15 protein-coding genes and 1 pseudogene are annotated in these 14,283 nt (G+C 68.1%); 5 read left to right on the top strand and 11 right to left on the bottom strand.

Features of this window, described 5'->3' with window-relative positions; genetic code table 11:
- Nucleotides 1-103 precede the first annotated feature (103 nt).
- The 6 genes from OHT77_RS40525 to OHT77_RS40500 form a co-directional block, all read right to left on the bottom strand.
- A complete protein-coding gene (locus tag OHT77_RS40525; protein ID WP_266774781.1) occupies nt 104-559 on the bottom strand; it encodes a tellurite resistance TerB family protein in 456 nt (151 codons plus the stop codon).
- Nucleotides 560-702: 143 nt separating this feature from the next.
- Complete coding sequence (locus OHT77_RS40520; protein ID WP_328833344.1) at nt 703-1,344, bottom strand: hypothetical protein; 642 nt, start codon at nt 1,342-1,344, stop codon at nt 703-705.
- Complete coding sequence (locus OHT77_RS40515; RefSeq protein WP_328833343.1) at nt 1,331-2,188, bottom strand: hypothetical protein; 858 nt, start codon at nt 2,186-2,188, stop codon at nt 1,331-1,333. Before OHT77_RS40515 ends, OHT77_RS40520 begins: the two co-directional genes overlap by 14 nt.
- A gap of 252 nt (nt 2,189-2,440) precedes the next feature.
- Complete coding sequence (locus OHT77_RS40510; protein WP_328833342.1) at nt 2,441-2,614, bottom strand: hypothetical protein; 174 nt, start codon at nt 2,612-2,614, stop codon at nt 2,441-2,443.
- Between the two features lie 274 nt (nt 2,615-2,888).
- Nucleotides 2,889-3,092, bottom strand: coding sequence for a cold-shock protein (locus OHT77_RS40505; protein WP_033283508.1), 204 nt, complete (start codon nt 3,090-3,092; stop codon nt 2,889-2,891).
- 620 nt (nt 3,093-3,712) lie between these two features.
- Nucleotides 3,713-4,159 (bottom strand): MarR family winged helix-turn-helix transcriptional regulator, encoded by a 447-nt coding sequence (locus tag OHT77_RS40500; RefSeq protein ID WP_328834469.1) that lies wholly within the window; start codon nt 4,157-4,159, stop codon nt 3,713-3,715.
- Between the two features lie 80 nt (nt 4,160-4,239).
- Here OHT77_RS40500 and OHT77_RS40495 point away from each other — a divergent pair, with 80 nt between their 5' ends.
- Together OHT77_RS40495 and OHT77_RS40490 are read left to right on the top strand one after the other, a co-directional pair.
- Nucleotides 4,240-5,532 carry an amidohydrolase family protein gene (locus OHT77_RS40495; RefSeq protein ID WP_328833339.1) on the top strand — a complete coding sequence of 431 codons (1,293 nt, stop codon included), beginning with the start codon at nt 4,240-4,242 and terminating at the stop codon, nt 5,530-5,532.
- A 19-nt stretch (nt 5,533-5,551) separates the two neighbouring features.
- A pseudogene (locus OHT77_RS40490) lies at nt 5,552-5,757 on the top strand (transposase); the annotation flags it as partial.
- A gap of 120 nt (nt 5,758-5,877) precedes the next feature.
- On the opposite strand, the gene OHT77_RS40485 reads toward OHT77_RS40490, so the two are convergent.
- Nucleotides 5,878-6,312, bottom strand: a complete 435-nt coding sequence (locus OHT77_RS40485; RefSeq protein ID WP_266774775.1) for an Rrf2 family transcriptional regulator — start codon at nt 6,310-6,312, stop codon at nt 5,878-5,880.
- Nucleotides 6,313-6,440: 128 nt separating this feature from the next.
- On the opposite strand from OHT77_RS40485, the gene OHT77_RS40480 reads away from it, so the two are divergent.
- Nucleotides 6,441-7,196 carry an SDR family NAD(P)-dependent oxidoreductase gene (locus OHT77_RS40480; protein WP_328833338.1) on the top strand — a complete coding sequence of 252 codons (756 nt, stop codon included), beginning with the start codon at nt 6,441-6,443 and terminating at the stop codon, nt 7,194-7,196.
- A gap of 149 nt (nt 7,197-7,345) precedes the next feature.
- Here OHT77_RS40480 and OHT77_RS40475 read toward each other — a convergent pair whose 3' ends face one another.
- Entirely contained in the window at nt 7,346-8,965 is a 1,620-nt protein-coding gene (locus OHT77_RS40475; RefSeq protein ID WP_328833337.1) for an MFS transporter, read from the bottom strand.
- Nucleotides 8,966-9,413: 448 nt separating this feature from the next.
- Between OHT77_RS40475 and OHT77_RS40470 the strand changes: the two genes are divergently transcribed.
- On the top strand, nt 9,414-10,022 hold the full coding sequence (locus OHT77_RS40470; RefSeq protein ID WP_328833336.1) for a GNAT family N-acetyltransferase: 609 nt from the start codon (nt 9,414-9,416) through the stop codon (nt 10,020-10,022).
- 182 nt (nt 10,023-10,204) lie between these two features.
- Here the strand turns inward: OHT77_RS40470 and OHT77_RS40465 are convergent, their stop codons facing one another.
- From OHT77_RS40465 to OHT77_RS40455, 3 genes are all read right to left on the bottom strand, one after another.
- Entirely contained in the window at nt 10,205-10,714 is a 510-nt protein-coding gene (locus OHT77_RS40465) for a winged helix-turn-helix transcriptional regulator (RefSeq protein WP_328833335.1), read from the bottom strand.
- A gap of 190 nt (nt 10,715-10,904) precedes the next feature.
- On the bottom strand, nt 10,905-11,837 hold the full coding sequence (locus tag OHT77_RS40460) for an LLM class F420-dependent oxidoreductase (RefSeq protein ID WP_328833334.1): 933 nt from the start codon (nt 11,835-11,837) through the stop codon (nt 10,905-10,907).
- A gap of 374 nt (nt 11,838-12,211) precedes the next feature.
- A complete protein-coding gene (locus OHT77_RS40455; RefSeq protein WP_328833333.1) occupies nt 12,212-12,862 on the bottom strand; it encodes a nuclear transport factor 2 family protein in 651 nt (216 codons plus the stop codon).
- Nucleotides 12,863-13,111: 249 nt separating this feature from the next.
- Between OHT77_RS40455 and OHT77_RS40450 the strand changes: the two genes are divergently transcribed.
- Entirely contained in the window at nt 13,112-13,750 is a 639-nt protein-coding gene (locus OHT77_RS40450; RefSeq protein WP_328833332.1) for a TetR/AcrR family transcriptional regulator, read from the top strand.
- The last annotated feature ends 533 nt before the right edge of the window (nt 13,751-14,283 follow it).

Genomic DNA, 14,283 nt, shown 5'->3' with positions numbered 1-14,283 from the left:
GGAGAGCCCGGGCCGACTGCCGCGATGCGCACAACAGCTCTGTGGCCGACGGGAGTTGGGCCCCGTCGGCCACAGTGGTGATGCGCTCAGCGGCAAGCCCGGATCAGAGATCGAACTCGTGCGGCGGCAGCCCCAGCGCGAAGCAGGCATCGCGGACGACGGCCCGCTCCGTGGCGTCGAAGTCCCCGTCGGCGCCGCCGATGACGATGCCGATCTGGATGACGGCACGCGCCTCGGCCGGCTTCTTCTTCGCCTTGGCGATCTCCTGCAGCACGCCCACCTTGCCGAAGTCGAAATCGGCGGTGAGCTTGTTGAGGTTGTCGTCGAAACGGCGCTGGAGGTCGTCGGCCGGGAAGTTCTGCAACACCTCGTTGCTGAAGATGAGTTGGGCGACGCGCTGCCGCTCGGACGGGTCGATCTTCCCGTCGGCGGCGGCGACGAGCGCGCACATCGCCATGCTCGCGTCGCGGAAGGCCCCGCTCTTCAGGTCGTTCTTCTTCGCGACGAGCTGGGTCTGCATCGTCGACGCGGACTCCTTGAAGCGGTCCCACAGGGCCATGCGAACTCCGATTGTCCCGGGCCGCCGGAGCCGCACACGAGGCGTACCGGTCGGCCGTCCCATTCCTTATATCTACAACGATGTAGAAGATAGCAGGGCGGATCCGCACCCCTGCCCGCACGGGCAAAACGGGTCGGAACAGGTCAACACGCGGGAGGAGCAGGCGCGGGCTGGTTCGCGACACCCGACTCCTCGATGCGCTCCAGCAGGAACGGCACCATTCCCCACTCCAGCAGCGCGAGTTCCCACTCCTCCCGCACCCAGGCGGCCTCCGGCTCTCGGCCGTCGTCCACCTCGCCGTTCGCGCCGCGACGATCCCGGGCCGCCGCCATGAGCGCCCAGACGACATCACCCACCATCGCGCCGGCGGCCACGGCCCCGGTGATCAACCCGGCCGTGATCAACCCGTCGCCGACGTAGGGCCGCCCGCCGAAAGCCCGTAGCCCGAAACCGGCTGCCAGCAGCCCCGCCGCGACGACAGCCACCAGCACGAGCACGGCCATGAGCCATCCGCTACGACGCGTAGCCGCCGCGTCGAGACAAGCGGAGCCGCAGTGCGCGCCGCCCTGCCCGTCGTCGGAGGCCAGGTATTCGCGATACCCGGCCTCGGCGACCTCACCGATGGCGTCACGGGCCTGGAGCGCCTGCGTCCGCAACTCCTCCCGGTCAACCGCCTCCCCGGCACGGTCCAGCGCTTCCCTGACCAGCCCGGAGTGGAGAGCACGGTCCAGGATCACCTCGAAGGCGACACCGACGTCCTCCCCCAGAAGCTCAGATTCCGGCATGCATCTCCCCCGATGAACGAAAACTGCGGCGCTTGGAGCCGACCGCGTCCGCGTGAGCGCCAAGGGGTCGAGAGTGTAATGGTTCTTGGCTTGCGCAAGCCCTAAAGGATCTGTAAGTGCGGGTGCCGCAATCGTGGGTGGAGCGGGGCAAAGGTCTCCTCCGTGACGTAGCGGAGTTTGCCCAGGCCTTGATGTTCGGGGCGTCCGTGCGGGGGATGACCAGCAGGATCTGCCGCTTGCGCGGGTACCGCCGGTTGGGGTTGGGGTTGGGATTGGGATTGGGGTCGTGGTTCTTGTCGCCGAGGAGTGCGTCGGGGCGGAGGGGTGGTTGGCTGGGTGGCTCGGTCACAGGCACGGGCGGGGTGCCGGCGAGCGGGGCGGGGGTCCGGGTCCCAGTGACGTCGTTGACGTTGGCCGCAGTGGTGAGGAGCTTGAGCGGGGTGCCGCGTCCGGCGTGGATCAGGTGGTAGTTGCTGCACGTCTTGCGCCGGTCGACCGGGAACTGACCAGTGGGGGCGTCCCCTCTTTTTGCCCGGATGCGGAAGCCGTCCACGCCTGCGCGGGGCCAGTCGAGTTCGCAGGGCGCGTTCGGCTCGGGGAGGAGGCTGCGGTGCAGTTGATCGGAGACCCCATCCTGCTGCCGCCGCCGCTCTAGGCGCCGCCGAGAGGTCCGTCCGGAACCCAACTCCATTTCCAGGGGTCGGGGTTGCAGTGCTCTGTCGTTGTGCGGGACGTACAGGATGCCCTGCAGGCACGGCAGGTCGGCCACCGGGCATGGACCCGGCAACTTCTCCGGACAGGGCTGCAGCAGCGGCTCGATCAATGCCCAGAGGTCGTCGTCCACGATCCACGGCCGGGTGCTCACACCATCCCAAACGGCGGAATCGTCACATCGGTCACGCCGGACCAGGGCGCTTCGACAAGTTCGAGTTACGAGTTCGTGGAGTAGGTGCCCTGCCGTCGCAGTCCAGGACGCGGACGCTGGCCGGGCTTGCCTTGCCTTGCCCGCGACACCGTACGTACGTCTTGCCGCTCAGGGTGCCGCGGCGGGGGCGCCGTCTCCCCCGGCGGTGAAGCTGCCGTAGAGCGGAAGCTCCTACTGGTCGATCCGGTCCGCTCCATAGGCCGAGGTCTGCCCCGGGTAGCGGCTGCGGTGGGTGCCGTCGCGGACGTCGACGCGCTGATATACACGTCGGATCAGGGGTGCGAGAGCCGTGACCGGCGCGGCAGGGGTACCGGCCGCGCTGGTGGTGAGTGAACCGGTCAGCAACCTCCTCGGTGAGTCACCCCTGCCGGAAGCGTCACCGCAGGGGCTGCTCCATTCGGCCGTTTCGCATCCCAGCCGGGCTCGGCCACCTCGCCAGGGGCCTGTCTGCCAGCCCCTGCGGGCCTCCCCGCACGACTGCCCACTCAACTGAACGCCCCAACCGTCCGGCCAGGCGTGTAAGCGGGCCACCTCGCACAGCCCCGGACCGGACCCGGCCGTGACGACAAGGCGCCCCGTACCGGTGCGGTACGGGGCGCCTGCGGTGCGGTGTCGTACGTCAGATGGTCCTGATGTTCTCGGCCTGCGGGCCCTTCTGGCCCTGGGTGACGTCGAACTCGACCTTCTGGCCCTCCGTGAGCTCACGGAAGCCCGACGACGCGATGTTCGAGTAGTGGGCGAACACGTCGGCGCCGCCGCCGTCCTGCTCGATGAAGCCGAAGCCCTTTTCCGAGTTGAACCACTTCACAGTTCCGGTAGCCATGCTGCTCCTTGTTCGAGGACGGGATGCGCATCGGTCGCGCACCCCTGGGGTTGAGGTGATCGCCCTGGTCCTGCGACTGCCGGAAAAGCGGTGCATCGGAACCACGACTGCTGATCAAAAACTAGCCGACCCGACTACATCACCCAACTGCGGGGCCCCGGCGGCCGGTTCCGGCCGACACACCCGGAACCGCACGTCAGCGACATCGTGCTCCCGGCGCAGGACTCCGACCGGGCCGCAGCACATCCCCCGTACGGAGCACACGCACCCGCCCACCGCCAGCTCTGTCGTTGGCTGCAGAGGTCGTTCGGCCGTGCCTGGCGCTGGAAAGCCGAACCGACGCGGCCCGGCAAAGCCGACTCGACCGGCTCCCCCCCCCTCGGCAGCCCTGGACGCCCCAATGCCCAAGCCCAGCAGACCAGTTGACGGGACACGTCGCCCTCGGGGCGCGGATGCCGTCCGCGAAGGCCCATCCCATCACCGAGGTCCAGCGGGCGTCGGCCAAACACCCCACCAGTCCCGCAGACCGCCCGACCCCGACCCCGACCGAGCGAAGCGAACGCCCGAGGTGGCACGCCCCTCAGCCTTGCGGGATCACGGAACTGCAGCACGCTCAAGAGTCACCGCTGATCGGCAAGCTCCGCGTCCAAGTTCGCGAGAAATCTGCCCAGCAGGCCATGCAGCACATCGACCTCCTCCGGGCTGAACCCGTCGAGCGCCCGGTTGTTGGTGTCCAGGAGTGCCGAATGGGCCAGGGGAAGTTTCGCCTGCCCCTCCGCGGTCAGTGAGATCAGGCTGACGCGTCGGTCGTTCGGGTCGGGTGCGCGTTCGACCAGTCCGTCCCGCTCCATACGGGCCAGCAGCTGCGCCATGGACGGCTGCTCGATCCGGGCCAGCCGGGCCAGCTCCTTCTGGGACAGCGGGCCTCCCTGTCCGAGGGCGGCCAGCACAGGCACCTGACCGAAGGCCAGCCCGAGCGGCCGCAGGCGCCGGTCGTTGATCCTGGCCAGCACCCGGGCGGCGGTGTTGACCAGGGTGGTGGGCGGCGAACTCGGGGTCGGAAGCATCACGCGCACAGCATATAGGAACCTATGTATAGTCGATACATAGGTTCCTATATAACTGATCGTGCTCCACGAAGGGATGGATGACCTTGATCATCAAGGATGTGACCGTCATCGACGGCACCGGCGGCGTTCCGCGAGCCGGAATGGACGTCCTCATCGCGGACGGACGGTTCGCGGACATCCGCCCGTCGAGCACCGACACCGACACCTCCTCGACGCCGGCCGGAGAACCCGAACTCGACGGCCATGGCGGCTACTTGCTGCCTGGCCTGTGGGAGAGCCACACGCACCTGAGGGACTACGGCGCATCCCTCCCCGAACCCGAGCGGTTCGCCCACCTGCAGGACGTACTTGCCGGGTATCTCGCCGAGGGCGTCACCTCGGTGTGCGATCTCGGAGGGATGCCGGAACTGAGTTCCAAGCTGCGCGACGCCAGCAAAGCGGACCCCGCCGTGGCGTCACTCTTCACCTCCGAAGCGGTCTTCACCGGTATCGACGGCTGGCCGGTGACCGGTCTCGTGGGTCACCGGTCCGGGGTCATGGAAGTAGGCAGCGCCGACGACGCCGCCCGGTACCTTCAGGACTTGTCGCTCGACGAGGTCGACTACGTCAAGTGCATGTTCGACGGCAAGCCCGGAGGCGGCCAAAGGCTCCCCCGCCCCGCCCTCGAGATGATCATCGCCGCCGCGCACGAGGCGGGCAAGAAGGTACTGGTGCACATCGCGACGGGCGCGGACATGCGGGAGGCGGTCCTTGCAGGCGCCGACTGCATCGAACACTCCCCTGTCCCGCGTGATCCCGGCGACCTGAGCGAAGCCGAGGAACTGGCCGGCCTCATGGCTGACGCGGGAACGCTCTACTGCCCGACCGTCGCCACCTGGGAACAACTGGCCTACGGGGCGTACCCCGACTATCTGGATCGGCTCATCACCGACGGCATTCTCACACCGGACGGCGCCGAAGAGATCAAGGCGCGTCCCACCTACGGCCAACCGTTCCCGAAGCATCCCGCCGAGGAGTGCCGGGTGCGATTCGAGTACGCGATGCGGACGCTGCCGATCTTCCACGAGGCGAACGTCAAGCTCGTCGCCGGCAGTGACATCGCAAGGGTCATGCCCACGCCCGCCCGCGCACTGCTGCGCGAACTGCAGTTGTTCGCCAAGGCCGGAGTGCCGAACTCCACGGTCATCGCCTCCGCCACCGGCCGGGCGGCGGAGAAGGTCGGCAAGCAGACGGCGACCGGAACCGTCGCCGTAGGCAGCATTGCCGATGCCGTCCTGCTGGACGCAGACCCTGTCGCCGACATTTCCCATCTGATCGACCAGCGACACGTCCGCGCCGTCGTCAGCTCCGGGCACATCGTCCAGCGCTGACAACCACGTCGACGCCGACGACCAGGTCGTCATCGACGCCGATACGCGCCTGGTCGTTGCGGTTCCCGGCCGCTCTCCGGGAACCGCAACGACCGTACAACGTGGGAGCAATCCAGCACCAAGGCTGCCGTCGACAACACCTCCACGATCGCCGACGACGGCTACCCAGGCACGAGACTCGCCAAGCCGCACCGCCACCGACAGCGCCGGCAGAACGAACTCCCGGCCCGAAACCGCTACGAGGCGGACCTGGACCCGATGACCGGCGAACCAGACCGGACCAGATCCCCTACGCCGGCATGCTCGCCTGACAGGCAGTCAGCATCCTCATCAAGGAGACAGGCTCTAGCGAGGAGCCGCGAGGACGTCCCGGAGCACGTCCTCGAGCGTGACGCGAGCCAGCTCGTTCCTGAGGCTTTCCTCGATGCCCGCGTAGACGCCCTGCATCGCCGGCTGGATGCCGTGGCCCACCACGCATCCCTGATCCGGGGTGGTGCGGTGCATCGCGAAGAGCGGGCCGGGTTCAACTGCCTCGTAGACGTCGAGCAGGGTCATCGACCCCAGCTCGCGCGCCAGTGACCAGCCGGCGCCCACGCCCCGCCGGGACTCCACGAGCCCGGCCCTGCGCAGCTCGCCGAGCAGCCGCCTGATCACGACGGGGTTGGTGTTCGCGCTGGTTGCGATCTGCTCGGAGGTGGCGACCTCATTGCCCTGGCGCTGATAGAGACCGATCCAGGCCAGCGCGTGGGCGGCCAGGGTCAACCTGCTGTTGGCACTCATGAACCCCTCCTCTCGGCCGCAACGCTTTATGTTACGACGGCCCAGTCGTAACAGCTATGGTTGCAACAAGCTGTCGTAACAATTAACGTTACGACTGCCGGGAACGGTCAATCAACGAGGTGAGAAGTATGAGCAAGCCACTCACGGGCAAGGTCGCCCTGGTCACCGGGGGGTCGCGCGGACTGGGAGCCGCGACCGTACGACTGCTGGCCGAGCAGGGTGCCGATGTCGCCTTCACCTACGTCAGCTCCGAGAAGCAGGCGCAGGCCGTAGTCGACGAGGTGCACGGCAAGGGAGCGAAGGCCGTCGCCTTCAAGACCGACCAGGCGGACACGAGTCAGGCGCAGGCACTGATCGACGACGTGGTCGCGCACTTCGGCGGCCTGGACATCCTCGTCAACAACGCGGCGATCTCGGTGGAGCAGGGCCGCACGGTGGACGACCCGGACGCCGACATCGCCGCGCTGGACCGGATGCACGCCACCAACTACCTGGGCGTGATCGCCGTGATCCGGGCCGCCTCCCGGGTGTTGCGCACGGGCGGCCGCATCATCACAGTGAGCTCCGGACTGGGCTCCCGGGTCGGCGCCCCCGGCCTCGCCGACTACTCGGCGACCAAGTCGGGGATCGAGAGGTACACCATGGGCGTCGCACGCGACCTCGGGACCCGGAACATCACGGCCAACGTCGTCGAAGCCGGACTGATGGAGAGCGGCATGCAACCGCCGGACCCCGAGACCCTCAAGGCCCTGCTCGGCTCGCTGTCCCTGCAACGCATGGGCCACCCCGAGGAAATCGCCGCGGCGATCGCCTTCCTCGCGAGCCCCGCGGCGTCGTACGTCACGGGCGCGGTGCTCGACGCCCACGGCGGCTACAACGCCTGACCCCCGAACCCCTGCGTGCGCCCCGAAGGAAATCCGCCTTCGGGGCGCGACCGCCGACACCCCACGCGGACGAGGATGACCAGGTGCTCAGTCGGCGGCGGATCGGGCACCCGAATCATGGGGCGCCGTGCGATTGGCAGAGTGTCTGATCAGGGTGTGCCGCTTGCTTCGGGGACCTGCACCTTGGTGGGAGCCGAAGCCGTCGGCAGCTTGTGCCGGACGAAGAGCGCGGTGGGGACGGCTACGACCAACAGCGCGATGCCGCCGATGAGCAGCCCTTGGTGCACCGCGTCCGTGAAGGCTTCCGGCACCGCCTCGCCGAGGATCTTGGCGACGGCGGCGGGCGCGCCGCTGGCGTTGGCTCCGTGCTGGACACCCGCGACGACCTGGTCGGCACCGGCAGGGGGAAGGCCACCGTCGATGAGCTTGTCATGGAGGTTGGCGGGGAACTGCGTGGTGACGATGGTGCCCAGCACGCTCGGGCCGAGGACGTTGCCCAGCTGACGCGCCATGTTGATCGCCGAGGCGGCCATGCCGGCCTGAAGCGGAGGAACGCTGCTGACGGCGGCCGCGGATGACGGGGCGATCAGCAGCCCGCCGCCCACACCGGCCGCGAGCAGCCCGGGCCACATCGCGCCGTAGCCGTCGAAGGGGCCCACGGCGAGCAGGGCGAGGGCACCGGAACCCATGAAGACAAGGCCGACGCTGAGGACCGGAGCGAAGCCGAACCTACGGACGAGACGCGGCGCGAGAGCGCTGACGGCGACGAAGGTGACGAACAGGGCGAGCATGTCCACACCCACGTCGAGCGTGCTCAGGCCGCGGACACGCTGCATGTACAGGACGCTGAGCAGGGCGATCCCGACGAACCCGAACATGGCCGCGGTCGCCACGGCCATCACCGCGCTGAACGAAGAACTGCGGAAGAGCCGCATGTCGAGCATCGGGTCGTGGTGGCGCAGCTCCACGCGTACGAAGAGGGCCGCCGACACGGCGAAGACCACGTACATGACGACGATCGGCGTCTCGCCGTAGCCGGTCGCACCGCCCTGGATGATCGCGTAGGTGGCGGAGGCGAGCGTCACGGTACCCAGCAGGACACCGGCCGGATCCAGGCGGCGGGAGGGGTGCTTGCTCTTGTGCACGAACACCGGGGCCAGCAGGGCCGCCACCACACCGATCGCCAGGTTGGTGAGGTAGACGGAGTGCCAGGAGAAGTGCTCCAGCAGTACGCCGGCGATGAGCGGTCCGACGGCCAGGCCGATGCCCGAGCAGGCGGCCCAGGCGCTGATGGCCGTGGTGCGCTCGTGCGGATCGGTGAATGTGGTGGTCACGATCGTCAGGCTGGTCGGCAGAACGGCCGCTCCACCCACGCCCATGACGGCCTGGGCGGCGATGAGGGTGCCGGAGCTGTCGGAGAGGAACGCCAGCAGGCTGCCGAGCGTGAAGACGACGGCACCGGACACGAACACCAGGCGACGACCGATCAGATCGCCCAGTGTCCCGGCCGACATGACCAGACTGACCACGGCCAGGCTGTAGGCGCTGGTCAGCCAGACCAGGGTGCTGGGAGATATCCGCAGGTCGTCCTGGATGGGGCCGAGCGCCGAGATGGTGCCGGTGATGTTGATGAACGCCATCATCACGCCGAGGCACACGACCATCAGGCCGAGCCACCGGTAGGGGATGTCCGCTCCCTCAGGGGCGGCAGACGGACGTGAGGTGGCGCCGGAATCCGCGCCCGCCGATGGCTGACTTCGTATTTGCATAGGCAGGACGTTAGCAGCCTGACTATGGATGTCAAAGGTCAGCCTCCGGCACGATCCCGACCTGGAGCCGGAGCCGGAGCTGGCGCTGGCGCGCGGGGCCGCGGCGTGCGCACTGGGGCCTCCGCGGCATGGACGGGTTGCGGTGCCTTGTGGTGTCGAGGCCCGGGCAGCCCCGGAAACGTCACCCCTGAGGCGCAACAACCCAACCACCTGGCTAGTGTTTTCCAGAGTCAGAAGGTAGCGTCAAGGGTGAGGCTCGACTGTCCGGTTCGACCGCCGCAACGGCCGGTCACCGTCCGGGCGTTGGCGTTCGACCGACTTCTTGATCCTTACGAGTCGGCCACGGGCGGCACGGCTCCGATCTGCCGCGTCCGTACGACGCCGCCAAAGGGCGAATCGCCGGACCGAAGGCCTGAACGGCGTCCACAACGAAGCAGGTGAATCGCCAGTGCTCCATCCCGAGAACGCGTCGCCCGCAGTGGACGAAGAATTTCGGCACGGGCCCACCGGGACTCTTACGCGGCTGGCAAGGGCAGCAGAACTGGCCGCGGTGAACGAACTGCACAGCCGGTGCTCGCAAGCTTCCCTCTACAAGCGCTACCTGGGCACTCGGACCGGGCTCACACCGGGCGAATGGCAGCACATGACCAACGGAGGCACGGCCCTCACGTGGGTGACCTACTCCCCCGAATCCCCCGAGCACTTGATAGCGGTGCTCCAGCTCGTCGGTTCCGCAGAGGGCGACTCCGCCGATCTCGGCCTTCTGATCGAAGACCCGTGGCAGAACAGAAAGTTGGGGACCGCTCTCGTACGCCATGCACGTACGCAGGGCCATCGGATCGGCGCGACGGCCATCACCGGCACGGTCGACCGCCAGAACACCGCGATGCTTCGCATCCTCAAGGGCCTGGGCGCGAGCCTGTCATTCGGGGGCGGTTCCGTGATCGACGCAGTGCTGACGCTGCCCACGATCGATGACCGACTGGCGCCTGCGCAGCGCGAGCGCCATCTCGGTTCGGTCGGCATGGCGTCTGCGGGGTGTCTGCCGCGCTGTTGATCACGCCGCGCCGAGTTCGGCCGGTGGCCGTAGGGCCGACAGCGCGCGGTTGACGCTCCGCGCGCAGGGCACGCGCGCGCCTCGCCGGAGTCGGCGATTTTCGCCGCGCGCGCTTCGGAGAGGCGTAGCGGTGCGTCAGGGAGCGCCCCGCCATGGCCCCCGTTTTCCCGTGCGGGTTGGGATCACTTGCTGCGGATGATCCGGGCTTCAGCCTCGGTCAGTGGCACGTCATGGCCGTGGTCGCAGCTGACGCCCGCGCTGAGGCGCCCGCCGCATCCGGCGTGCACGAACTCCACACCCTTGTCATGCGAGTTCTGGCCCCTGCCCCACTCCGCGAGAGCCACAAGAAGGGGGAAGAGCGCGCGGCCGCGGTCGGTGAGCACATACGCGGAACGTGTGCGTGCACCCGGCTCTTGGTAAGGGCGCCGTGCCAGGAGTCCGTCCTCGACCAGTTGCTTGAGGCGGCCGGCGGTGACCGCCTCGCTCAGCCCGGTACGCCGTACCAGCTCCTCGAAGCGGGTGGCGCCGTAGTACATCTCCCGCAGGAGAATCATCGCGGAGCGGGTCCCGACGACTTCGAGGGCACGTTCGATCGAGCACCATCCCTTGGCCGTCCAGGCGTCGCGATCGGCGAAGGGCCCGGTCAGGGTCATGACGGGCTGGTCCGGTTCGTTGTGTACGGCTTCTCCCATGCGTTCAGCATACGTCTGGCTCTGGGTATGCAGAGCCAGACGGAAACCCGCTGGCTGTGCCGACGGTCGGAGGCGGTGTCGCCCACGTGCCGACCAGGCTCTGGGGTTGTCCGGCGGCCGGTTCGGGCCCGTCACGCTAGGTCACCTGCGTGAACATTCCGACTCGACTCCCGGAGGACTACGCCGGTGGTCAGAAACCGGCCGTGCGGGCCTTCGAGTACACCTCGGCGGCCACGTCCTTCAGTTCGTGCGCGTCCCGTGCGGCCCACGAGAAGTCGACCAGGAACTCGTCGAGGCCGATGTCGGCGTACGCCATCAGGTCGGTGACGATCTGCTCGACGTCGCCCTGGAAGGGCCGGCGGTCCGGTCCCTCGTACCGCTTGGCGGTGTAGTCCGGGTTCGCCCGTACGACCGTCCGCAGCGGGCGGGTTCGGCCCCGCTCGGCGGCGAGGTCCTGCAACTTGCGCCAGCTCTCCGCCACTTGGGCGGGCCCGTCGGCGTACGGCAGCCAGCCGTCGGCATGGTCGACGAGCCGGCGCATCGCCCGCGGGGTGTTGGCCGGCACCAGGATCGGGATCGGCCGGGCGGGCTTCGGACCGACCAAGGCCGAGGCGATCCTCGTGATCCGGCCGCCCTCGTAGACCACCGGGTCCGGGCCCCACACCGCCCGGCACACCTCGATCACCTTGTCCATGGCCTTGCCGCGCTCCTCGAACGGGCGCACCCCGGCAGCCGCGTACTCGTCGAGGGACCAGCCGCTGCCGAAGCCCGCGACCACCCGGCCGCCGCTCGCCGCGTCCAACGTCGCCAGGGATTGGGCGAGTTGAAAGGGGATGTGCAGCGGGGCGACCAGCACGGCGGTGCCGAGTTCGACCCGCTCGGTGGCCGCCGCCGCGAGGGTCAGCGTGACCAGCGGCTCGGCAACACCCCGGTAGGCGTCGTGCCAGGGCAGGCCGGGGACACCGTACAGCGGCTGGGTCTGAGGCTCGGGAAACAGGGCGCGTTCGTACACCCAGACGCTGTCGTAGCCGATGCCCTCGGCGGCACGTGCCACGTCGGGAACGTCCTTGCCGAGGTCGTACTGCCGATTCTGCGGAAGACCGATTCCGAGCCGGGTGGTCATGCCGGTGCGCTCCTCTGCGGTCGGCGAGGCGATCAAGTCGGTTTTTGGGTGGCGGAGTTGGGGCGGGCGAGAAGTCTGAAGCTTCGGCGGCGGTATCCGTGTCTGCTGTCGGCCCTACGGCCGTGTCCGACTCGTTCGTCGAACTCCTCGGCGGGACCATCGAATTGGGGCGAAGGTCGCCGTGTCCGCGCCGCCGAGGTTGCCCGCACGGCCGAACTCGACCTCAAGAACGATGGATTGACGGCACGTCAGCAGCGATAGGTATCGCCAGTGGCCCATCTCCCCCGGGACGGCGCACGGCCCGGTTCGCACCCACGCGCCGGCGGGTGAGGCGCAGGCGGCAGTGCCCCGTGCCTCACCCGCCGTAGGACGACTCAGTGCTTGTTGGCGGCCGAGGGCCAGTCGAAGTTCACGCCCATGTCGGAGTACATCTTCGAGTAGCCGACGAAGCAGTTGAACGCCGTGACCTTGCCGTTCTTCAGGTACCAGAAGTCGGCGGTCGGCGCGTCGACCTTTTGGCCGTTGCCCTTGATGAAACCGCCTGTCGGCGTCGGGAGTTGGCCGTCGAAGGTGCCCTGGATCGACAGCTCGATGCTGATCGTGTCGCCGTTCACGGTGATGCGCTTGAGGTCTCGGTGGACGTCGGAGAAGAGGCCCTTCATGTACGGCAGCACGTTGCCGAGCGCGTCACCCCGGTAGGCCTGGCCTGCGACCATGTCGTTGAAGACGCCGTCCTTGGCGAAGCTGTTGACGAAGGTCGGGACGTCTATGTGGGCGCCCTCCGCCACGTAGTAGTCGCGCAGGACGATCGCGAGGTTGGCCTTCTCGTGCTTGGTCAAGTGGCGGTCGGTGAGCGGCAGTTCGGCCAGTTGGCGCGCGGTGAGGGTCGGGGCGGCCGTGTCGTCGCGGCCCGCCTTGTGGTGAGCGGGGCTTGCCGCCTCTGACGGCACGGCGGCGATGGAGAGACCACCCAGGACAGCTACCGCGGTCGCGGCGGTGATCGACTTCCGGCTGAGCAGCTTCATGTCGTTCTCCTTCAGGTTGGTTCGCGGCATCCGAGATCCGTCGCGGCGGCACCTCTCGGGCACTTAGTAATTCAAACGCTCGCTTGACTTTATGAACGGCGACCCGATCCTGTCAAGCAAGCGTTTAAGTTCTTGGGTCGCGCGACTCGGCGGCGGGCGCGGACGAGCGCATCATTGCTGGTCAGGGCGTATCGGCGAGGTCCTGGCGGCCATTGACAATGTACTCAAGCGTCTGCTTGAGTACATGGCATGACACAGGCGGAAAAGACGGACCTGCGCCGCGAGGCCGGTCAGCGCACGCGGGACAGTCTGCAGGCGGCCGCACTGGAGTTGATCTCCCAGCGAGGCCAGGACGGCTTGACGCTCCGCGAGATCACCGAGCGCGCCGGAGCCAATGTCGCCGCGGTCAGCTACCACTTCGGGTCGCTGAAGGCGCTGTGCGACTCCGCGATCGAGCACGCGCTGGAGCGGTATCTGGACGCGCAGATGGAGGCAATCGACTCCCTCGCCCCCACCGCGACACTCCAGGAAGTGGCGGCGGCCTTCGCCGGGCCGATGATGCGCGCCCTCGCGGCCGGTGGGCAGGACCTGGCCGTCATGCGGACCGTGGCACGCGTCGGCATCGAACCGCCCCAGGGGTGGGAGCGGCTGACCGCCAAGTTCGACAAGAGCCGCCGGGACGCCCTCCGCGTGCTGAAGCCGAACATTCCCGGGGTCGACGAGCAGGAACTGATCTTCCGCACACGATGCGCCGCCGGCATGCTGAACTGGCTCGCCCTGGCCCCCATCGGCGCCGAACTGGCCACGATGCCGACCGAGCAGATCGAACGGCAGCTTGTTCCCGTGGTCGCGGGCGCGTTTCGCGGGGACGGCGACGCCGGGCGCTGACTGGGGCGCACTGGTGCCGGGCATCCGGAAAGGCCGAATGATCCCCCGCGCCGCTGGCGCCGTAGACCTGTATGTAGGCGTGGTTGCAGGTCCCGCTGTTGGTGCAGCCGGAGTTGAGCAGTGAGTCCGCAACACAGGCCGGTTATGCGGAAGTTGGCGCCTGATTCACGTCCGCTCTGGGTATCCAGCCCAGGATGGATCGCCGCAATTACCCTAGGCGCGAGGGTATTTAGATCATGAAGAGATCCAGTGCATCCCACTCAGTGAGAACCCTTGACGAAGTGCAGCGGATGCCGTGGCGAGCCAGAAGACTCCTGCGCAGGGTGCAGAGGAGTGGCAGGACGGGGGTTCTGCTGATCGCTGAGATCAGAGAGCCGATCCGAAGCTTCACCGACAAAGCGGGGATCGTGTCCATCCGCGAGGACAGCCAGAGGATTTGCTCTCGGAACCGCTTCGCCAAAGCGCCGAAATTCGTCGAACTTGCGCCTGGTCCTCACGACTTGGAATTTGTGGTGATTCGCTTCCGGGCTGGC

The organism is Streptomyces sp. NBC_00252, from assembly GCF_036187565.1.
In the GTDB taxonomy this organism is placed as follows: Bacteria; Actinomycetota; Actinomycetes; order Streptomycetales; family Streptomycetaceae; genus Streptomyces.
Note: the sequence above shows the minus strand (reverse complement) of the source record. Positions and strands in the feature narration are given on the sequence as shown.

Bases quoted from the DNA above. Each gene is read 5' to 3' on its own strand.
- OHT77_RS40525 (WP_266774781.1), bottom strand. From the start codon at position 559: ATGGCCCTGTGGGACCGCTTCAAGGAGTCCGCGTCGACGATGCAGACC.
- OHT77_RS40520 (WP_328833344.1), bottom strand. From the start codon at position 1,344: ATGCCGGAATCTGAGCTTCTGGGGGAGGACGTCGGTGTCGCCTTCGAG.
- OHT77_RS40505 (WP_033283508.1), bottom strand. From the start codon at position 3,092: ATGGCTACCGGAACTGTGAAGTGGTTCAACTCGGAAAAGGGCTTCGGC.
- OHT77_RS40500 (WP_328834469.1), bottom strand. From the start codon at position 4,159: ATGCTTCCGACCCCGAGTTCGCCGCCCACCACCCTGGTCAACACCGCC.
- OHT77_RS40495 (WP_328833339.1), top strand. From the start codon at position 4,240: ATGACCTTGATCATCAAGGATGTGACCGTCATCGACGGCACCGGCGGC.
- OHT77_RS40485 (WP_266774775.1), bottom strand. From the start codon at position 6,312: ATGAGTGCCAACAGCAGGTTGACCCTGGCCGCCCACGCGCTGGCCTGG.
- OHT77_RS40480 (WP_328833338.1), top strand. From the start codon at position 6,441: ATGAGCAAGCCACTCACGGGCAAGGTCGCCCTGGTCACCGGGGGGTCG.
- OHT77_RS40475 (WP_328833337.1), bottom strand. From the start codon at position 8,965: ATGCAAATACGAAGTCAGCCATCGGCGGGCGCGGATTCCGGCGCCACC.
- OHT77_RS40465 (WP_328833335.1), bottom strand. From the start codon at position 10,714: ATGGGAGAAGCCGTACACAACGAACCGGACCAGCCCGTCATGACCCTG.
- OHT77_RS40460 (WP_328833334.1), bottom strand. From the start codon at position 11,837: ATGACCACCCGGCTCGGAATCGGTCTTCCGCAGAATCGGCAGTACGAC.
- OHT77_RS40455 (WP_328833333.1), bottom strand. From the start codon at position 12,862: ATGAAGCTGCTCAGCCGGAAGTCGATCACCGCCGCGACCGCGGTAGCT.
- OHT77_RS40450 (WP_328833332.1), top strand. From the start codon at position 13,112: ATGACACAGGCGGAAAAGACGGACCTGCGCCGCGAGGCCGGTCAGCGC.